The sequence below is a fragment of the Cohnella hashimotonis genome (genome assembly GCF_030014955.1).
Lineage (GTDB): Bacteria > Bacillota > Bacilli > Paenibacillales > Paenibacillaceae > Cohnella > Cohnella hashimotonis.
Map to the genome: position 1 here is coordinate 1,816,898 of NZ_JAGRPV010000001.1, position 16,019 is coordinate 1,832,916.

Genomic DNA, 16,019 nt, shown 5'->3' on the forward strand with positions numbered 1-16,019 from the left:
CAGGATAAGGGGAGGCGCGAAAAAAGTGACGCATGACAGCTCTCGAGCGGACGCGGCGACGGCCCGGCAGCAGGAGGTATCGCCGGCGCACGATCCGCGCAGCGCTTGGTTCACGGAGGCCCGGTTCGGGCTGTACATTCACTGGGGCTTGTATGCGCTGGGGGCGCGCCACGAATGGATGCGTTCCCGGGAGTTTATGAGCAACGAGGCCTACGAGAGATATTTCCGGCATTTCGATCCCGATCTGTACGATCCGGCGAAATGGGCGAAGCTGGCGGGCGCTGCCGGGATGAAATACATGGTAGTGACGACCAAGCACCACGAAGGCTTTTGTCTATGGGATTCCAAGTTGACCGAGTACAAGGCGACCAACGCGCCTTGCGGCAAGGATCTGCTGCGGCCGATGCTCGAGGCGTTCCGTGCGGAGGGTATCCGCACGGGGCTGTATTATTCGCTGCTGGATTGGCATCATCCCGACTATACGGTGGACGTCAAGCATCCGCTGCGCTACGACGAGGCATTCGTCGCGCGGGACGCGCTGCGGAAGTGGCAGAACTACGTGGACTATATACACGGCCAGACGAGGGAACTGTTGACGGAATACGGCGACATCGACGTGTTGTTTCTCGATTTTTCGATTCCGGGCGAGGAAGGCTTCCCGGGAAAAGGCAAGGACGAATGGCAAAGCGAGCGGTTCGTGGACATGGTCCGAACGCTCCAGCCGAATACGCTGATTAACGATCGGCTCGGCGTGCCGGGCGACATCACGACGCCGGAGCAGTATCAGCCGCGCGAGTGGATCAAGATCGACGGCAAGCCCGTGCTGTGGGAGGCGTGCCATACGTTCAGCGGCTCCTGGGGGTATCACCGGGACGAGGAATCCTGGAAGAGCACGGAGCAGATTCTGCGCATGCTGATCGACACGGTGAGCAAGGGAGGCAACTTCCTGCTGAACGTGGGCCCCAATGCCCGCGGCGAGCTGGACGAACGGGCGGTAGAGCGGCTGGAGGAGATCGGCGTCTGGATGAGGAAGCACCAGCGCGCCATTCACGGCTGCACGGCTTCGCCCGCCCATCTGCCGGCTTGCCCGGAGGACTGCAGGTTCACGTACAACCCGAAGACGAACCGGTTGTATGTTCATTTGTTCGCGTGGCCGTTCAAGCAGCTTCATCTGGCGAATTTCTCGGGACGCGTCGAATACGCCCAGCTGCTGGACGACGCTTCGGAAATCCGGATGGTCGAAGGCGAGAAGAAGCTGACGATCGAGGCGGGCGCGTTCGACGAGGGCCGTCCGGCGAACATGCTGACGCTGCAGCTTCCGGTCAAGAAGCCGAAGGCGGCGATTCCGGTCATTGAGCTGTTTTTGAAAAGCTAGCGGCAGCCCGCGAGAAGGAGAAGATCGGGATGAAAAAGAAGTACCGGATGGGCGTCATCGGCCTGGGCGAAGGCCGCAGCATCATGTCGGCCGCGCTGCAAAGCGAGCAATGGGAGCTGGCGCAAGTATGCGATTTGAACGAGGAGCTGTGCCGGCAGCGGGCACAGGAATTCGATTTTCATCACTGGACGACCTCCTACGAGGAAATGCTTGCGAACGCCGAGATCGACGTCATCGCGATCTATACGCCGGATCAGCTTCACTTTACGCATATCAAGCAGGCGGTCGAGGCCGGCAAGCATGCGATCTGCACGAAGCCGGTGCTGCCTTCGCTGGACGATGCGCCTGAGCTGCTTGCCGTCATGAATCAGACTGACCGCAAGCTCTTTATCGGGCAGAGCACGCGTTATTTCGAGCCGATGCTCCATCAGCGCCGGGATTTCGAAGCCGGCAGGCACGGCGAGCTATCTGTGGTGGAGGCGCATTACATTACGGACGGGCGCTGGTTTCTGGATAAGGGCTGGAGCAGGCAGAAGAGCTTCAGCTGGTTTTACGGCTTCATGATTCACGCGGTCGATCTCGTGCGCTGGTACCTCCCGGACGCTTCGGAGGTGTCCGGTTTTGCGCTGACGAGCGCCAATACGAAGGCATTCGGACTTGAGGCTTGGGATTCGCTGCGATTCGTCGCCCGCAACGAAGCGGGGCAGATCGCCACGATGGCCGGCGACTACGCGCTGCCTACGCTCGGACAGCATGCGCAATCGCAGATCGGCTGCGTCCTTCGCGGCACGGAAGGCACGACTCGCGCGGAGTATTCGAATTTGGCCTACTATACGAATTTTGCCGGAGAGGGGCCTAAGGTGCACACTTTTGACGACAAGGAGCCCTATTATTTCCGATTCGAAAATAAGAGCCACCATGCGGGAGAGTATCAGAACTATATCGAATACTTCGCCGATTGCCTGGATCGGGGTGAAACGCCGCTGCCGGACGCCGGGGAAGCCGTTCGCACGCTGGCATTCATGGAGGCGATGACCCGAAGCGTTCAGCGAGGCGGGCAGCCGGTCAAGCTGGCCGAAGTCCTCGAAGCGTACGGACTGTAAAACGAACGGGGGGATCGTCGGGATGGAGCTGCACTACAATCGGCCAGCCGAAACATGGACCGAGGCGTTGCCGGTCGGCAACGGCAGGCTCGGCGGCATGGTCTTCGGCGGCATCGAGCAGGAGCGCGTCTGTCTGAACGAGGACACGCTATGGTCGGGCTATCCGCGCGACTGGAACAACCCGAAGGCGCTGCAGGTCCTCCCAGAAGTGCGGCGGGCCGTGCTGGAGGAGCGCTACGAGGACGCCGAGCGGCTTAGCAAGGCGGGCATGATGGGCCCTTATACGCAGGCCTACATGCCGCTGGGCGATTGGCATATACGCTTTTTCCACGGCCATTTCGCGGACGGCTACCGGCGTTCCCTGAACTTGGAGGATGCTTGCGCGAAGGTCGGCTACGACATCGGCGGCGTCCGCTATACCCGGGAGCTGCTGGCCTCGTATCCCGATCAGGCGCTCCTGTACCGCATCGCCGTCAGCCAGCCGGGCAAGCTGTCGCTGAAGGCTTGGCTGGACAGCCCGCTGCGCTCGACGACGGCCTGGCGGGACGGCGGGGCGGACGAGGCGTTTTTCGCGGTGCGGGGCGATTGTCCGTACGAAGTCAGTCCGAATTATGTGCAGGACACCGAGCCGGTCAAGTACGAGGCGGAAGCGGACAGCCGCACGATCGCGTTCGAGGGCCGGCTGGCCTGCCGGACCGATGCCGGCGCCAAGCTGAGCGTCGACCATTCGGGCATCCATATCGAGCAAGCGACGGAGGTCGTGTTTTATTTTACGGCAGGGACGAGCTTTGCGGGTTTTGACCGGATGCCGGACCGCGCGGCGTTCCCTCCTGGCGAGCTGGCTGAACGGCAGCTGGCGCAAGCGATGGCGATGCCGTTCGCGGAGCTGAAGCGCCGGCATGAGGAAGATTACCGGCCCTTGTTCGGACGCGTTCGCTTCCGCCTGGGCTCCGATTTGCCGGTAGCGGCAAGGGATAGGGCGACTGACGAGCGGCTGCGGCAGTACGGCTCGCAGGACCCGGAACTCATCGCGCTGTTCGTGCAATACGGTAGGTACCTGCTGCTCGCGTCCTCCCGTCCGGGCACGCAGCCGGCTAACTTGCAGGGCATCTGGAATCGGCATATCCGGCCGATCTGGAGCTGCAATTATACGCTCAACATTAATTTACAAATGAACTATTGGCTGGCGGAAACGGCGAACCTGAGCGAATGTCACGAGCCGCTGCTGCAATTCGTAGAGGATCTGTCCGTCACCGGCGAGGAGACGGCCCGCGTCCATTACGGCTGCAGAGGCTGGACGGCGCACCATAATTCGGACCTGTGGCGGCAGTCCGCGCCTCCGGGCAACTACGGCGACGGCAATCCGCTGTGGGCGAATTGGCCGATGGGCGGCGTTTGGCTCTGCGCACATCTGTGGGAGCATTACTTGTTTACGAACGACCAAGCTTTTCTGCGGCAAAAAGCCTATCCGGTGCTCAGGAAGTCTGCGCTGTTCTGCCTCGACTGGGTGCAGCCGAATGAGCAAGGGGAATACATGACGAATCCCTCCACTTCTCCCGAGCACCGCTTCCGGCTGCCCGACGGCAGAACGCCCGCGCTTACCGTGTCTTCCACGATGGACGTCAGCCTCATTCGCGAGCTTCTGACTTATTGCATCGAGGCGGCTGAGCAGCTTGGGCTGGAGGAGCCTCTTCTGCCGGAAATGCGGGAGGTTTTGGAGAAGCTGCCCGCGACGAAAATCGGGAGCCACGGGCAAATTCAGGAGTGGTATTCTGATTTTGCCGACGAGGACGAGGAGCACCGCCACGTGTCTCATTTGTACGACCTGTTTCCCGGCGCGGCTTGGGGCGAGAACAAGCAGGCGCATCTGTACGAGGCGGCGAGACGGACGCTGAAGCTGAGGGGAGACGGAGGAACGGGCTGGAGCATCGGTTGGAAAATCGCGTTATGGGCGCGTCTACGGGACGGCAACCGCGCGCTTGATATCGTGCGCAGGCTCTTGATGCAGGTCGAGGACGACGGCGTCATGGATTTCCATCGAGGCGGCGTGTACGCGAACCTGTTCGACGCGCATCCGCCGTTTCAGATCGACGGCAACTTCGGCGCAGCGGCAGGCATCGTCGAGATGCTGCTGCAATCGCACGAAGATCGGATCGATCTGCTGCCGGCCTTGCCCGACGAATGGACGGAGGGCGAGATCAGCGGGTTCAAGGCAAGGGGCGGCTTCACCGTCGATCTGAAGTGGGAGCGGGGGGAGCTGGAGACGGCCCGCATCGTTTCTGCGTCCGACCGGCCGCTGCGGGTCGCCTACAGAGAGCCGATCCAGCTGCTCTGCGCTCGGTCCGGCTCGCCGCTGGCGGCGGACGCCGCCGCGGAGCAGACGATTGCGGCGGAAAAAGGCCGAACCTATACGGTTCGGCTCGTGCGAGACTGAGGCTTCTTGCTCCACGGCGATGTGGAGCGAGAAGCCTTTTTTCGTTTTTTAAATATTTTTACGCGTCGTCTTGCCGCCGTCGCAGGTATACAGCACGGGTTTGCCGTCGACGACCGTCTCGAGGTGAACCGGCTTGCCCCAGAGCCTTGCCATATAGGGAAGCGTGCGCTCGGTATACTTGGCGTCCAGCTCGACGCCTTCGTACCGGTGGCTGACGTACAGCTCGCCATTGCGGTGGTAATCGCCGTCGGTCACGACCAGATACGGAAATCCTCCGTTTACCCTCGAATACACGAGCTGATCCCGGACGTTTTCCCATTCCTTGTCGGTGATCGTCCAGTCCGCGCCTTTTTTCTCGAACACGTACAGGTCCAGGTCCTCCGTCAGTTTCTTCGTCAAGTAGTTGCGGATGAACGAAGGGTCCGAATCGAGCTCGCGCACCTCGAACATCGCCTCGCGGCCGAACCGCTTCTCGATATCCTCGAACATCTTGAGACCCAGGTAATAGGGATTAAGCGAACTGCGGGACGGCTGGACGACGGAGGCGTTCAGCTTGGCGTATTCGATCGTCTCTTCGGAATCGAGATTCAGCTCGCGGATAATGCGCTGATGCCAGAAGGTCGCCCAGCCCTCGTTCATGATTTTGGTCTCGATCTGCGGCCAGAAATACAGCATTTCGTCGCGAAGCATGGACAGAATGTCCCGCTGCCAGTCTTCCATGAAAGGCGCGTATTCCTGGATAAACCAGAGGATGTCCTTCTCCGGTTCCGGCGGAAACTTGCGCAGCTCGGGCTTATGGTCTTGGATTCGCAGCCGCTCCGCGCGCTCTTCGTCGTCGAGCATCCAGATATCGTCGTAAGCCGAAGTCGGCGCGGACTTGCGCCCGAGCTTCTGATCGCGCTGCTGCGCCTCCATATAACGGCGCTTGTCGAGGCCTTGCGGTCGCACGATGCCGGGTTCCACGTGCTCCTGGATCGCGAGCACCGCATCAAGGAATTTCTCTACCTCTTCGCTGCCGTATTCAAGCTCGTATTGACTGATTCGCTCGGCCGTCGCGGACATGCTCTCGACCATATCGCGGTTGGATGTGGAGAAGCGGGCGTTGTTTTTGAAAAAATCGCAGTGCGCGAGCACGTGCGCCACGATCAGCTTGTTCTGGATGAGCGAGTTGCCGTCGAGCAGGAAGGCGTAGCAGGGGTTGGAGTTGATGACGAGCTCGTAAATCTTGCTGAGCCCCAGGTCGTACTGCAGCTTCATTTTATTGAAGGTTTTGCCGAAGCTCCAGTGGCTGAAGCGCGTCGGCATGCCGTACGCCCCGAACGTGTAGATGATGTCGGACGGGCAAATCTCGTAGCGCATCGGGTAGAAATCGAGCCCGAAGCCTTGGGCGATCTCCGTAATCTCTCCGATGGCCGATTCCAGTTGGCGTTGATATTCGATATGGGACATGGGCGCGTTTCCCCCTCGGATTGGCATGACATGATTACTCATGTATATGCGGGGAGGAGGCGCGGCTTGACTAGGTTGTGTTCGGAGCGGATACCGAGCGTTTACGAAGGCGCAATAAGAACGATGCGTTAATTTATATGTAATGAACCCGTTAATCTTCGATTGTATACATGGCTAACACAATAATGACGTTAAGGACAATCAGCGACCAAAAAATGAGATTGGATTTATATTTTCGAATGAAGTTCATGCCAACACCTGCTTAGTTAAAGGATTGAAATTTTTCTAGAAGAACGTTTAGTAGATACCTGCCAATTTTATCAGAAAATAAAGATATTTCCTATGCCTCTTGAAGTAGATTGTGGAAAAGGGCCGAAATTGCTCACAAAGTTGAAATTTTTGTCTGTTAATAGGAGAATAGGAGAAGGCGGTGCTAGAACTGCTTATGGGCGGGAAGCCGTCCAGGTCGGGCTAGGCATTCATTTAAAGACAGGTAGGAGGAATTTTTTTGAGCGCGCTAAACAAGTTTCAATCGTGGCTGTCTTCTACGCAGTCGAATTTGAAGGATCAGGTCAAACGCTTCAAAAATAAGGATCTGATGGATGCGATCGTGGCTGGGTGCGCCATCGTCGCGGTAGCGGACGGGACTGTGTCTGCGGAAGAAAAACAGAAAATGGCTGGCTACCTGGGTCGCAGCGAGGATCTTAAGGTATTCAATATGTCGGAGGTCATCGCACGATTCAATCACTTTGCAGGCAACATGGATTTCGACATCATGATCGGCAAGCAAGAGGCGCTGCGCACGATCGCCAAATTCAAAGGTAAATCCGAAATCGGACGCGTTATTATCGGCGTCTGCTGTGCCGTCGCTTCCGCCGATAACGATTTTGACGAGTTGGAAAAATCCGCGGTTCGCGGTATTTGCCAAGTGCTGGAGCTTAGTCCGGGCGAATTCGGACTTTAATCTCTTTCAATATCCCTTTTTTGTATTTTATGGCGAAAAAGCTCTGATTCTCCGGAACCATCCCGTATTTGCCTCGTATTCTATCATGATTAATCGGAAAGAGAGGTGCACCATTTGTCAATTTCACTCGTAAAGGGACAAAAAATCGATCTGACGAAGGGAAATCCGGGCCTCAGCAAAATCATCGTCGGATTGGGCTGGGACCCCGCCGAGACAGAGAAAAAGGGACTGTTCGGTACCAAGAGATCGACGCCGAACATTGACTGCGACGCCTCCGCATTGATGCTGGACGCGAACGGCAAGCTGGCGAAACAGACCGACCTCGTATGTTTTCACAATAAGACGAGCGGCGACGGTTCGGTTGTCCACTCCGGCGACAATCTGACCGGCGAAGGCGACGGGGACGACGAGCAGATCTTTATCGATCTGGCCCGCGTGCCGTCCAACGTAGATAAAATTTTGTTCGTCGTCAATATCTACGACTGCGTGAACCGCAAGCAGGACTTTGGAATGATCAAGGCGGCCTATATCCGAACCTTGAATCAGGCGAACGGCCAAGAGCTGCTCCGCTACAACCTGTCCGACAACTACGCGGGCAAGACAGCGCTGATCGTCGGCGAAGTTTATCGCAACGGCGGAGAGTGGAAGTTCAATGCCATCGGCGAGAGCGGACACGCCCCGCATATCGATCTTCTCGCTAAACAATACCAATAAAATAACAATCGAAAAGAGGTAATATTTCATGGCTATCAGCTTATCCAAAGGGCAAAAAATCGATCTGACCAAGACAAATCCCGGTCTCTCCAAAATTCTCGTAGGACTCGGCTGGGATACGAACAAATACGATGGCGGCAAGGATTTTGACCTTGATGCCTCTATTTTTTGCCTCAACGAACAGGGCAAGACAGGTTCAGACACCGACTTCATTTTCTACAACAATCCTAAGAACGCCAACGGCTCGGTAGAGCACACCGGCGACAATCGTACCGGCGAAGGCGACGGAGACGACGAAAAAGTAAAGGTAGACCTGGCTGCAGTACCTGCCGAGGTAAGCAAGATCGCCTTCTGCATCACGATTCACGATGCTGTCGAGCGCTCCCAGAATTTCGGACAAGTATCCAACGCCTTCGTTCGCATCGTGGACGAGCAAAGCGGTGCCGAACTGATCCGTTACGATCTCGGCGAAGACTTCTCCATCGAGACGGCCGTCGTCGTCGGCGAACTGTACCGCAACGCAGGCGAGTGGAAGTTCAGCGCGGTCGGCAGCGGCTATAAGGACGGTCTGGCAGGTCTCGCGCGCGACTTCGGTTTGTCCGTATCCTAAAAAGCAAGGAGCCGAGTGCATGTCCATCAATTTGTCCAAAGGGCAACGCATAGACTTGACGAAGTCCAACCCGGGTCTGACCAAGGTCGTATTGGGATTGGGCTGGGACACGAACAAGTACAATGGCGGTAACGAATTCGACTTGGACGCCAGCGCTTTCCTGCTTCACGAAGAAGGCAAGGCCAAAAGCGAAGAAGACTTTGTCTTCTATAACCATCTCAGCGCTTATAACGGCGGCGTAGAGCATACGGGCGACAACCGTACTGGCGAAGGCGACGGAGACGACGAACAGATTAAGATCGACTTTTCGAAACTGCCGCCCGCCATTTCGCGAATCGGAATCACCGTAACCATCCATGAGGCGGATGTCCGGGGTCAGAATTTCGGCCAGGTTTCAAATGCATTCGTGCGACTGGTGGACGAAACGACCGGACGCGAGATTTTGCGCTACGATTTGGGCGAAGACTTTTCGGTCGAGACTGCGATCGTATTTTGCGAAGTATACCGTAGCGGCACGGATTGGAAATTCCAGGCGGTAGGCTCCGGTTTTACCGGCGGCCTTTCCGCACTGGTTCGGAATTACGGTCTTTCATAACTCGAACCGGGATGCGGGCGGCGATGGGCATGTTCGTCTCCGCTCGCTCCCGGCACCCGAAGGGGAAGATGATACGTTGTCATTACAGGTGATCAAAGGCCAGAAAGCGGACTTGACAAAAAATAATCCGAACGCCTCGGCCGTCGTTTGCGGCATTGGCTGGCAGGGCGGCAACGGAATTGAAGTAGATTTTTCCGCATTTTTACTCGGACCGGGCGGTAAAGTATCGGGAGATGCGGATTTGATTTTTTACGGAAACCCGACAGGAGCCGGCGGCTCGGTAAAGCTGGCACAGAACGACAAACGGAGCATTGGCGGTCGTACCGATCTGGAACAGCTCAGCATCCGATTAAAAGAAGTGCCTTCAGCGATCGAGCGGATTGCCTTTGCGCTCACGATCTATGAGGGAGAGAGCCGAAGGCAGAGCTTTAAAGATTTAAGCGGCCTCTATATTCGGTTTGTCGAAGAAAGCGGCGGCTCCGAATTGCTGCAGTTTAACCTTGACAATTCTTTCTCCGTCGAGACAGCTATCGTTGTTGGAGAGTTATATAGACATAACGGCGAATGGAAGTTCAATGCGATCGCTTCAGGGTACTCTGGTGGGCTCGCTGCGCTTTGTGCAAGTTTCGGTATTGAAGTGAAGGAGGCGGATGCTTCGGGCCCTGCGGACAAGCAGCCTGCAGGCGCACCTCCGCAATCGTCCGCTCCCACGCCGCCGGCCCAACAGCAGCCTGCCTTGCCGCCAGCCCCGCCGGCACCCCCGGTCAACTTGAGCAAGATCTCGCTCAAGAAGCGCGGCGACACCATCAACCTGGAGAAGAAAAGCGGACAGCTTGGCGAGATTCTGATTAACCTGAACTGGAATCAGAAGAAAAAGAAAGCCGGTCTATTTGGCGGCACGAGCGGCGTAGATCTGGACCTGGGATGCCTGTTCGAGATGAAGGACGGTTACAAGGGCGTGGTGCAGGCGCTAGGTAAATCGTTCGGAAGTTTCTTGGACGAGCCCTATGTATCGCTGGACGGAGACGACCGGACAGGGGCGGTGACGACCGGCGAGAACCTGCGGATCAACGGCAACAAAATCAAAGAAATTAAGCGTATTCTCGTGTTTGCCTTTATCTATGAGGGCGTCGCGAACTGGGCCCAAGCGGACGGCGTCGCAACGATCAAGCAGTCCGGCGGCCCGGATATCGAAGTGCGAATGGACGAGCACGACAACCGCAACGGGATGTGCGCTATTGCGCTGATCGAAAACGTAAACGACGATACATTCAGCATTAAGCGGCTGGTAGAGTATTACCAAGGACATAAAAAATTGGATGAGGCTTACCGTTGGGGTATGAGATGGACGGCAGGCAGCAAATAACCCTAGAAGGGAACAGGCTCCTGAATGGACTTTTTCCAGAGTGTCATCGACAACTTTACAAGCTTTTTTAACTGGCACAATCTGACGGATATATTAACGGACCCTGTAAGTTGGGGCATTATCGCGACGCTGGTCGTGCTCGAAGGACTGTTGTCGGCGGACAACGCGCTCGTGCTGGCTGTCATGGTTCGGCATTTACCTAAGGATCAGCAGCGAAAGGCGTTATTCTACGGTATTATAGGCGCGTATATCTTCCGCTTCGTCGCGATCGGCGTGGGCACGTACCTTGTCCAGATCACATGGATCAAGGTGGCCGGCGGGTTGTACCTGTTGTGGATCGCGCTCAGCAATCTCTTCTCCCTCGAATTCCGGATGATTCGAATCGGCGGCATCCCGTTGATTCCCATTATCGGCATCAAGTCCGGCGAAGAGGAAGAGGTGGAGAACAAGGGTCTCGGCTTCTGGCGTACCGTGTTTGCCGTAGAGCTGATGGACATCGCCTTTAGCATCGACAGCGTCCTCGCGGCGTTTGGCGTCAGCGAGCAGGTTTGGGTACTGTTTCTTGGCGGCATCATCGGCGTATTGATGATGCGCGGCGTTGCACAGGTGTTCCTCAAGCTCATTGAGAAAATCCCTGAGCTCGAAAAGACGGCCTTTATTCTGATCGTCATTATCGGGTTAAAGATGATTGTCGGCGCATTTGGCGTGCATGTATCCCATGTCTTGTTCTTCGGCTTGCTGATCGCGATTTTCGGAGGCACCATCATCTGGAGCATGCTGAAGAAAAGGCGCGAAAGCAGTTCGACCCAGTATTAAGAGCCCGCATGGTTTACAAAATCCCTCATGGAGACATGAGGGATATTTAAATAACGGGCATGTGCGCATAGCTTATCGCGAGGCGAGAGGGGAGCAATAATTTTGAGATATTTCAATTATCTGACGCCTGACAGCGCCCAGTCTATTTTTTATCGGATGCCCGAACCATTCAATAATGGATCGGACAAGGAACTCATTGCCCATGCTGTCGGGGCTGCCCTCTATATGCCTGCGACAAAAGAAACGATTGCCGAAGACCTCGTTTCTTCCAAACACGAAGGTCTCGTGTCGGTTGTCATTGACCTGGAGGATGCGATCGGCGACAACCAGGTTCACATGGCCGAACAAATCTTGCTGCGGCAACTCGCGAAGCTCGAGCATTCGATGCAGGAAGGCCATTTGGCTTGGGACAAGCTGCCGCTTTTGTTTGTGCGCGTGCGCAGCGCCTTGCAGTTGAGCAGCCTGCTGGAACGATTAGGAGATAGTCGATATCTCTTGACAGGCTTCGTATTTCCAAAGTTCACGCCGGACATGGCGAGCGAATACTTCGATGTGCTGACTGCCTATAATGCGAATCGTCCGCAAGGAGCTTCGGTGCTTTACGGCATGCCGATTTTGGAAACGCCAGAGATCATTTATCTGGAATCGCGAAGCGAGACATTGCACAGGCTGTCCGAGCAGCTTGCCTTGTATAAGCCGTACGTACTTAACGTGCGGATCGGCGCGACGGATTTTTCAAGCCTTTTCGGTCTGCGACGAAGCCCGGACAATACAATATACGACATCGGCGTCATAAGGGATTGCATCGCCGATATCGTCAACGTGTTCGGCCGAACGAGCAGCGGCTACGTTATTTCCGGTCCGGTGTGGGAGTACTTCAAAAGCGACAGATTGTTTAAGCCGCAGCTGCGGCAGACGCCCTTCGAGGAGAGTATGGGGTACCGGGGAAAGCTGCTGCGGATGTCGTATGTGAACCGATACGAGGACGGTCTACTCCGCGAAGTGGCAATGGACAAGGAGAACGGCATCGCAGGCAAGACGATTATCCATCCGTCCCATATTAAGCCTGTACAGGCCATGTACGTCGTTACGCACGAGGAATATCTGGACGCTCTCCATATCCGAGAGAACGATCGTGGTCATCTCGGCGTGATGGGCAGCGCGTATGCGAACAAGATGAACGAAATCAAGCCTCATCTTTCCTGGGCCAATCGGATCCTGATGAGAGCCAGAATATATGGGGTGCTGCATGAGAATCAAAACTACACCTGCCTCCTCGCCGAGGAACGGCAGTCCGCGACGGTATGAGATCGGACGAGATCTTGCAGTCGAGGTCAGCCTGACGTGGAACCCGCTCGATCTCCAGCAGGATATGTTGTTCGGCATGGCGGCACGCAAAAACAAGAAGCGAGGTTTCCTTTTCGTAAGTAAAGTGCTGGGCAAGCATATCCCTGTGCAGCCTCAGCTATCTTTGCTTGCAGGAAGGGCGTTGGCGGAATTGCTCGCAGCCCCGGACGGCATACCGTCGGATACGCTGATCAGGATCGGAGAGGCGCTTGGACGGCCGGGCGCGGGGGAGGCGGACGCAACGGAACTGCTGCGGACGCTTCGACCGCTCGATGCTGCTCGGCCTACGTTGTTCATCGGCTTCGCAGAGACTGCGACCGCGCTCGGGCACAGCATGTTCGCGGCCTTTCGCGGGGATGCATATTATCTGCATACGACCCGGGAGCACATCTTAGGGCGCAGCGTGAGCATCGCCTTCGAGGAGGAGCATTCCCATGCGACCTCGCACCGCTGTTACATAGACGAGCCGGAGCGGGTCGCGCGCGCCGAGCGGGTCGTGCTGGTTGACGACGAACTGACGACCGGGAAGACGGCGCTCAACATCATCGGCGACTTGAAGCGTCAGTACGGCATCGCCGAATATGTTATCGCCAGTCTGCTGGATTGGCGGTCGGAGACGGACCGCGCTCGCTTCTCGGCCTTCGAGGCCGAGCAAGGCGTCCGCATCCGGACGCTGGCGCTGATGTCCGGCCGAATCGAAGTGGCGGGCCAGCCGATCGAAGGGGAGGACGATGAGTCGGAAGCTTCGGGGTTCGAAGCCGAGGACGTGCAGTTCCGCGAGCTGGACTTAAGCGATTCGTTCAGCGAAGCGGAAACCGGCGAGGGACTCCCGTATATGCGGTTCAGCGGACGCTTCGGTCTAGGCGCGGAGGCGCAAAAACAATTGGACGGCGAGCTCGCGCGTGCGGCCGAGCGCTGCAGGTCTGCGAGAGCGGGGGAGCGTACCCTGTGCATGGGAACGGGGGAGTTCATGTACATACCGATGCGCATCGCCGCGGAGATGGGAGGAGGCGTCCGATACCAGTCCACGACGCGCAGCCCGATTTATCCTTCGGAGGCGAATGCGTATGCGGTTCGAAGCGCTTGGTCCTACGAAGCGCCCGACCATCCCGGCACCGTCAATTATATGTACAACGTTCCCAGCGGCCGATATGACGAGCTGTTTCTGTTCCTTGAACGTCCTTTCCCGTTGAACGAGGAGCTAAGACGCACGCTTCGAAGCTTGCGGATCCCCGTCGTCCATCTTGTCACTTGTACGCGGAGGCGAGCAGACCATGAATAGATCAAAAGCGCCGACGAACATCAAGGGACCGAAGCCCATGGGCAGTTACAACAAAGAGGACGTCGTTTTTCTGCTGAAGGATCTCAGCGACGCGTCTCTCGAGCGGGGGGCAGCAGAGAGGGAGAAGGAGATGCAGCGGGGCGGACACTACTCGGAGTCTCTCCCGATCGAATATCGTCCGACCGAAGAATACGTGCGTCTGTTCCACGGAACGCTGCAGGATTCCGCCGAGGCGCTGGCACTCGCCGCGGGCACGGTGGCCGAACTGATCCTGCAAAAGCGGGGCAAGGATATCGTCCTTGCTTCACTCGCGAGAGCAGGGACGCCGATCGGCATCTTGATCAAGCGTTATATGAAGGCAACGTACGGATACGATTGGGCGCATTACAGTCTTTCCATCATTCGCGGCAAAGGGATTGACGAGAATGCGCTGCTGTACATCAGTCAGCGGCATCCGGACATTCCGATCCAGTTTGTGGACGGTTGGACGGGAAAAGGCGCGATTCGTCGCGTGCTGAGCGAAGCGTGCCGGGACTTCCGGGAGAAGTACGGCATCGCACTGGTAGACGACCTCGCGGTGCTTGCCGATCCGGGGCGTTGCGCGGAGACGTTTGGCACGCGGGACGACTATTTGATCCCCAGCGCCTGCCTCAATGCGACGGTGTCCGGCCTGATGAGCCGCACCGTACTGCGCGGCGACTTGATCGGACCGGACGATTTTCACGGGGCGAAGTATTACCGCGAGTGGGAGGCGGAGGACGTCTCGAACCTGTTCGTCGATACCGTCTCCGCCCGCTTCGAGCTGATCAAGGAAGAAGCCCGGCTTCGGGCGGAATGGCTGCTGGCTGATCGGGAGGCGACGAGACCGACCTGGCAGGGCATGCGGGACATCGAGCGCATCCAGCAAGACTTCGGCATTGAAGACGTGAATTTGGTCAAGCCCGGCGTAGGGGAGACGACGCGTGTTCTGCTGCGCCGCGTGCCCTGGCGCATTCTCGTCGACAGAAAGGACAATCCGGATCTAAAGCATATTCTGCTGCTCGCGGCGGATCGCGGCGTTCCCGTGGAGGTATATCCGGAGCTGACCTATTCATGCTGTGGTATTATTCGGCCGGTCAAGGGGGAGTCCGATTGATTTTCGCAAGCGATTTGGATCAAACGCTAATCTACTCGGAGCGCTCCATGGGCAACGTGTCGAAGGAAGAAATCGTGCCGGTCGAGTTATACGAGGGCCGCTTTATCTCCTTCATGACCAAGACGGCGATGGACAAGCTCGAACAGCTGACCGAGCTGGCCTCGTTCGTACCGGTCACGACGCGTACGCCTGAACAGTACAGGCGCATTTTTGCCATATCGGACCGCTATCGTCCGACATACGCAATCGTCAGCAACGGCGGGACGGTGCTCGTGAACGGGGAACCGGATCCCGAGTGGCGAGAGACGGTCGGACAAGCGCTGCGGAGCGGGTGCGCCGGGCATGCCGAGGTCCGGGAACGCTTCGACCGGATCGCACACGAAAGCTGGGTGAAATCGTCGCGACTGTGCGACGAGCTGTTCTTCTCGATCGTCGTCGAGCGGGAGCTGGTTCCCGAAGCGGAGATCGAAGCGCTCAAGGCGGAGTTGTCGATGCTCGGCTGGCACTTTTCTCTTCAGGGCCGCAAGATCTACCTGGTGCCGGACTCGGTGACTAAGGGAGCCGCACTGCTGTACGTGAAGCAGCGGATCGGCTCTGAATTTGTTTTCGGCGCGGGAGACAGCCTGCTGGACGAGAGCCTGCTGCTCGCTTCCGACTTTGCCGTCGCGCCCGTACACGGCGAATTGGGGGTACGTTACGACGCCCATACGCATATTCATTTCACCCGAAGCACAGGCATACTCGCATCCGAAGAACTGCTCGATATCGCGAATGAATACGCGCGCGGGCGATCCCGACCAGGCGGCGCGACTTCTATATGAGACTCGGA

14 protein-coding genes are annotated in these 16,019 nt (G+C 57.3%); 13 read left to right on the plus strand and 1 reads right to left on the minus strand.

Features of this window, described 5'->3' with window-relative positions; all coding sequences use genetic code 11:
• Positions 1-25 precede the first annotated feature (25 nt).
• From KB449_RS07035 to KB449_RS07045, 3 genes are read left to right on the plus strand one after another with little or no spacing between them, the layout of a single operon-like run.
• On the plus strand, positions 26-1,375 hold the full coding sequence (locus tag KB449_RS07035; protein WP_282907699.1) for an alpha-L-fucosidase: 1,350 nt from the start codon (positions 26-28) through the stop codon (positions 1,373-1,375).
• Positions 1,376-1,404: 29 nt separating this feature from the next.
• Positions 1,405-2,478 carry a Gfo/Idh/MocA family protein gene (locus KB449_RS07040; protein WP_282907700.1) on the plus strand — a complete coding sequence of 358 codons (1,074 nt, stop codon included), beginning with the start codon at positions 1,405-1,407 and terminating at the stop codon, positions 2,476-2,478.
• Between the two features lie 22 nt (positions 2,479-2,500).
• Positions 2,501-4,912, plus strand: coding sequence for a glycoside hydrolase family 95 protein (locus KB449_RS07045; protein WP_282907701.1), 2,412 nt, complete (start codon positions 2,501-2,503; stop codon positions 4,910-4,912).
• 48 nt (positions 4,913-4,960) lie between these two features.
• Here the strand turns inward: KB449_RS07045 and KB449_RS07050 are convergent, their stop codons facing one another.
• Entirely contained in the window at positions 4,961-6,361 is a 1,401-nt protein-coding gene (locus tag KB449_RS07050; protein ID WP_282907702.1) for a SpoVR family protein, read from the minus strand.
• A gap of 508 nt (positions 6,362-6,869) precedes the next feature.
• Here KB449_RS07050 and KB449_RS07055 point away from each other — a divergent pair.
• The 10 genes from KB449_RS07055 to KB449_RS07100 all read left to right on the plus strand — a co-directional run bounded on the left by KB449_RS07055 (position 6,870) and on the right by KB449_RS07100 (position 16,011).
• The gene (locus KB449_RS07055; protein ID WP_282907703.1) at positions 6,870-7,325 is read left to right on the plus strand and encodes a tellurite resistance TerB family protein; all 456 of its coding nucleotides are present in this window, start codon (positions 6,870-6,872) and stop codon (positions 7,323-7,325) included.
• A 114-nt stretch (positions 7,326-7,439) separates the two neighbouring features.
• On the plus strand, positions 7,440-8,039 hold the full coding sequence (locus tag KB449_RS07060; protein WP_282907704.1) for a TerD family protein: 600 nt from the start codon (positions 7,440-7,442) through the stop codon (positions 8,037-8,039).
• A 28-nt stretch (positions 8,040-8,067) separates the two neighbouring features.
• Positions 8,068-8,649, plus strand: coding sequence for a TerD family protein (locus KB449_RS07065; RefSeq protein ID WP_282907705.1), 582 nt, complete (start codon positions 8,068-8,070; stop codon positions 8,647-8,649).
• 19 nt (positions 8,650-8,668) lie between these two features.
• Complete coding sequence (locus KB449_RS07070) at positions 8,669-9,244, plus strand: TerD family protein (RefSeq protein WP_282907706.1); 576 nt, start codon at positions 8,669-8,671, stop codon at positions 9,242-9,244.
• A 76-nt stretch (positions 9,245-9,320) separates the two neighbouring features.
• Positions 9,321-10,610: a TerD family protein gene (locus KB449_RS07075; RefSeq protein WP_282907707.1), complete on the plus strand. Its 1,290-nt coding sequence runs from the start codon at positions 9,321-9,323 to the stop codon at positions 10,608-10,610.
• A 24-nt stretch (positions 10,611-10,634) separates the two neighbouring features.
• Positions 10,635-11,426, plus strand: a complete 792-nt coding sequence (locus KB449_RS07080; RefSeq protein WP_282907708.1) for a TerC family protein — start codon at positions 10,635-10,637, stop codon at positions 11,424-11,426.
• 102 nt (positions 11,427-11,528) lie between these two features.
• Positions 11,529-12,734, plus strand: coding sequence for an HpcH/HpaI aldolase/citrate lyase family protein (locus tag KB449_RS07085; RefSeq protein ID WP_282907709.1), 1,206 nt, complete (start codon positions 11,529-11,531; stop codon positions 12,732-12,734).
• Positions 12,676-14,055: a phosphoribosyltransferase family protein gene (locus KB449_RS07090; protein ID WP_282907710.1), complete on the plus strand. Its 1,380-nt coding sequence runs from the start codon at positions 12,676-12,678 to the stop codon at positions 14,053-14,055. The genes KB449_RS07085 and KB449_RS07090 overlap by 59 nt, the downstream gene beginning before the upstream one ends.
• Positions 14,048-15,190 carry a cysteine protease StiP family protein gene (locus KB449_RS07095; RefSeq protein WP_282907711.1) on the plus strand — a complete coding sequence of 381 codons (1,143 nt, stop codon included), beginning with the start codon at positions 14,048-14,050 and terminating at the stop codon, positions 15,188-15,190. Before KB449_RS07090 ends, KB449_RS07095 begins: the two co-directional genes overlap by 8 nt.
• A complete protein-coding gene (locus tag KB449_RS07100; protein ID WP_282907712.1) occupies positions 15,187-16,011 on the plus strand; it encodes an HAD family hydrolase in 825 nt (274 codons plus the stop codon). The genes KB449_RS07095 and KB449_RS07100 overlap by 4 nt, the downstream gene beginning before the upstream one ends.
• Positions 16,012-16,019: the final 8 nt, after the last annotated feature.

What these genes read in the sequence shown, in the direction of transcription:
- KB449_RS07040 (WP_282907700.1), top strand. Translation starts at nt 1,405, where the DNA reads ATGAAAAAGAAGTACCGGATGGGCGTCATCGGCCTGGGCGAAGGCCGC.
- KB449_RS07045 (WP_282907701.1), top strand. Translation starts at nt 2,501, where the DNA reads ATGGAGCTGCACTACAATCGGCCAGCCGAAACATGGACCGAGGCGTTG.
- KB449_RS07050 (WP_282907702.1), bottom strand. Translation starts at nt 6,361, where the DNA reads ATGTCCCATATCGAATATCAACGCCAACTGGAATCGGCCATCGGAGAG.
- KB449_RS07065 (WP_282907705.1), top strand. Translation starts at nt 8,068, where the DNA reads ATGGCTATCAGCTTATCCAAAGGGCAAAAAATCGATCTGACCAAGACA.
- KB449_RS07070 (WP_282907706.1), top strand. Translation starts at nt 8,669, where the DNA reads ATGTCCATCAATTTGTCCAAAGGGCAACGCATAGACTTGACGAAGTCC.
- KB449_RS07080 (WP_282907708.1), top strand. Translation starts at nt 10,635, where the DNA reads ATGGACTTTTTCCAGAGTGTCATCGACAACTTTACAAGCTTTTTTAAC.
- KB449_RS07090 (WP_282907710.1), top strand. Translation starts at nt 12,676, where the DNA reads ATGAGAATCAAAACTACACCTGCCTCCTCGCCGAGGAACGGCAGTCCG.
- KB449_RS07095 (WP_282907711.1), top strand. Translation starts at nt 14,048, where the DNA reads ATGAATAGATCAAAAGCGCCGACGAACATCAAGGGACCGAAGCCCATG.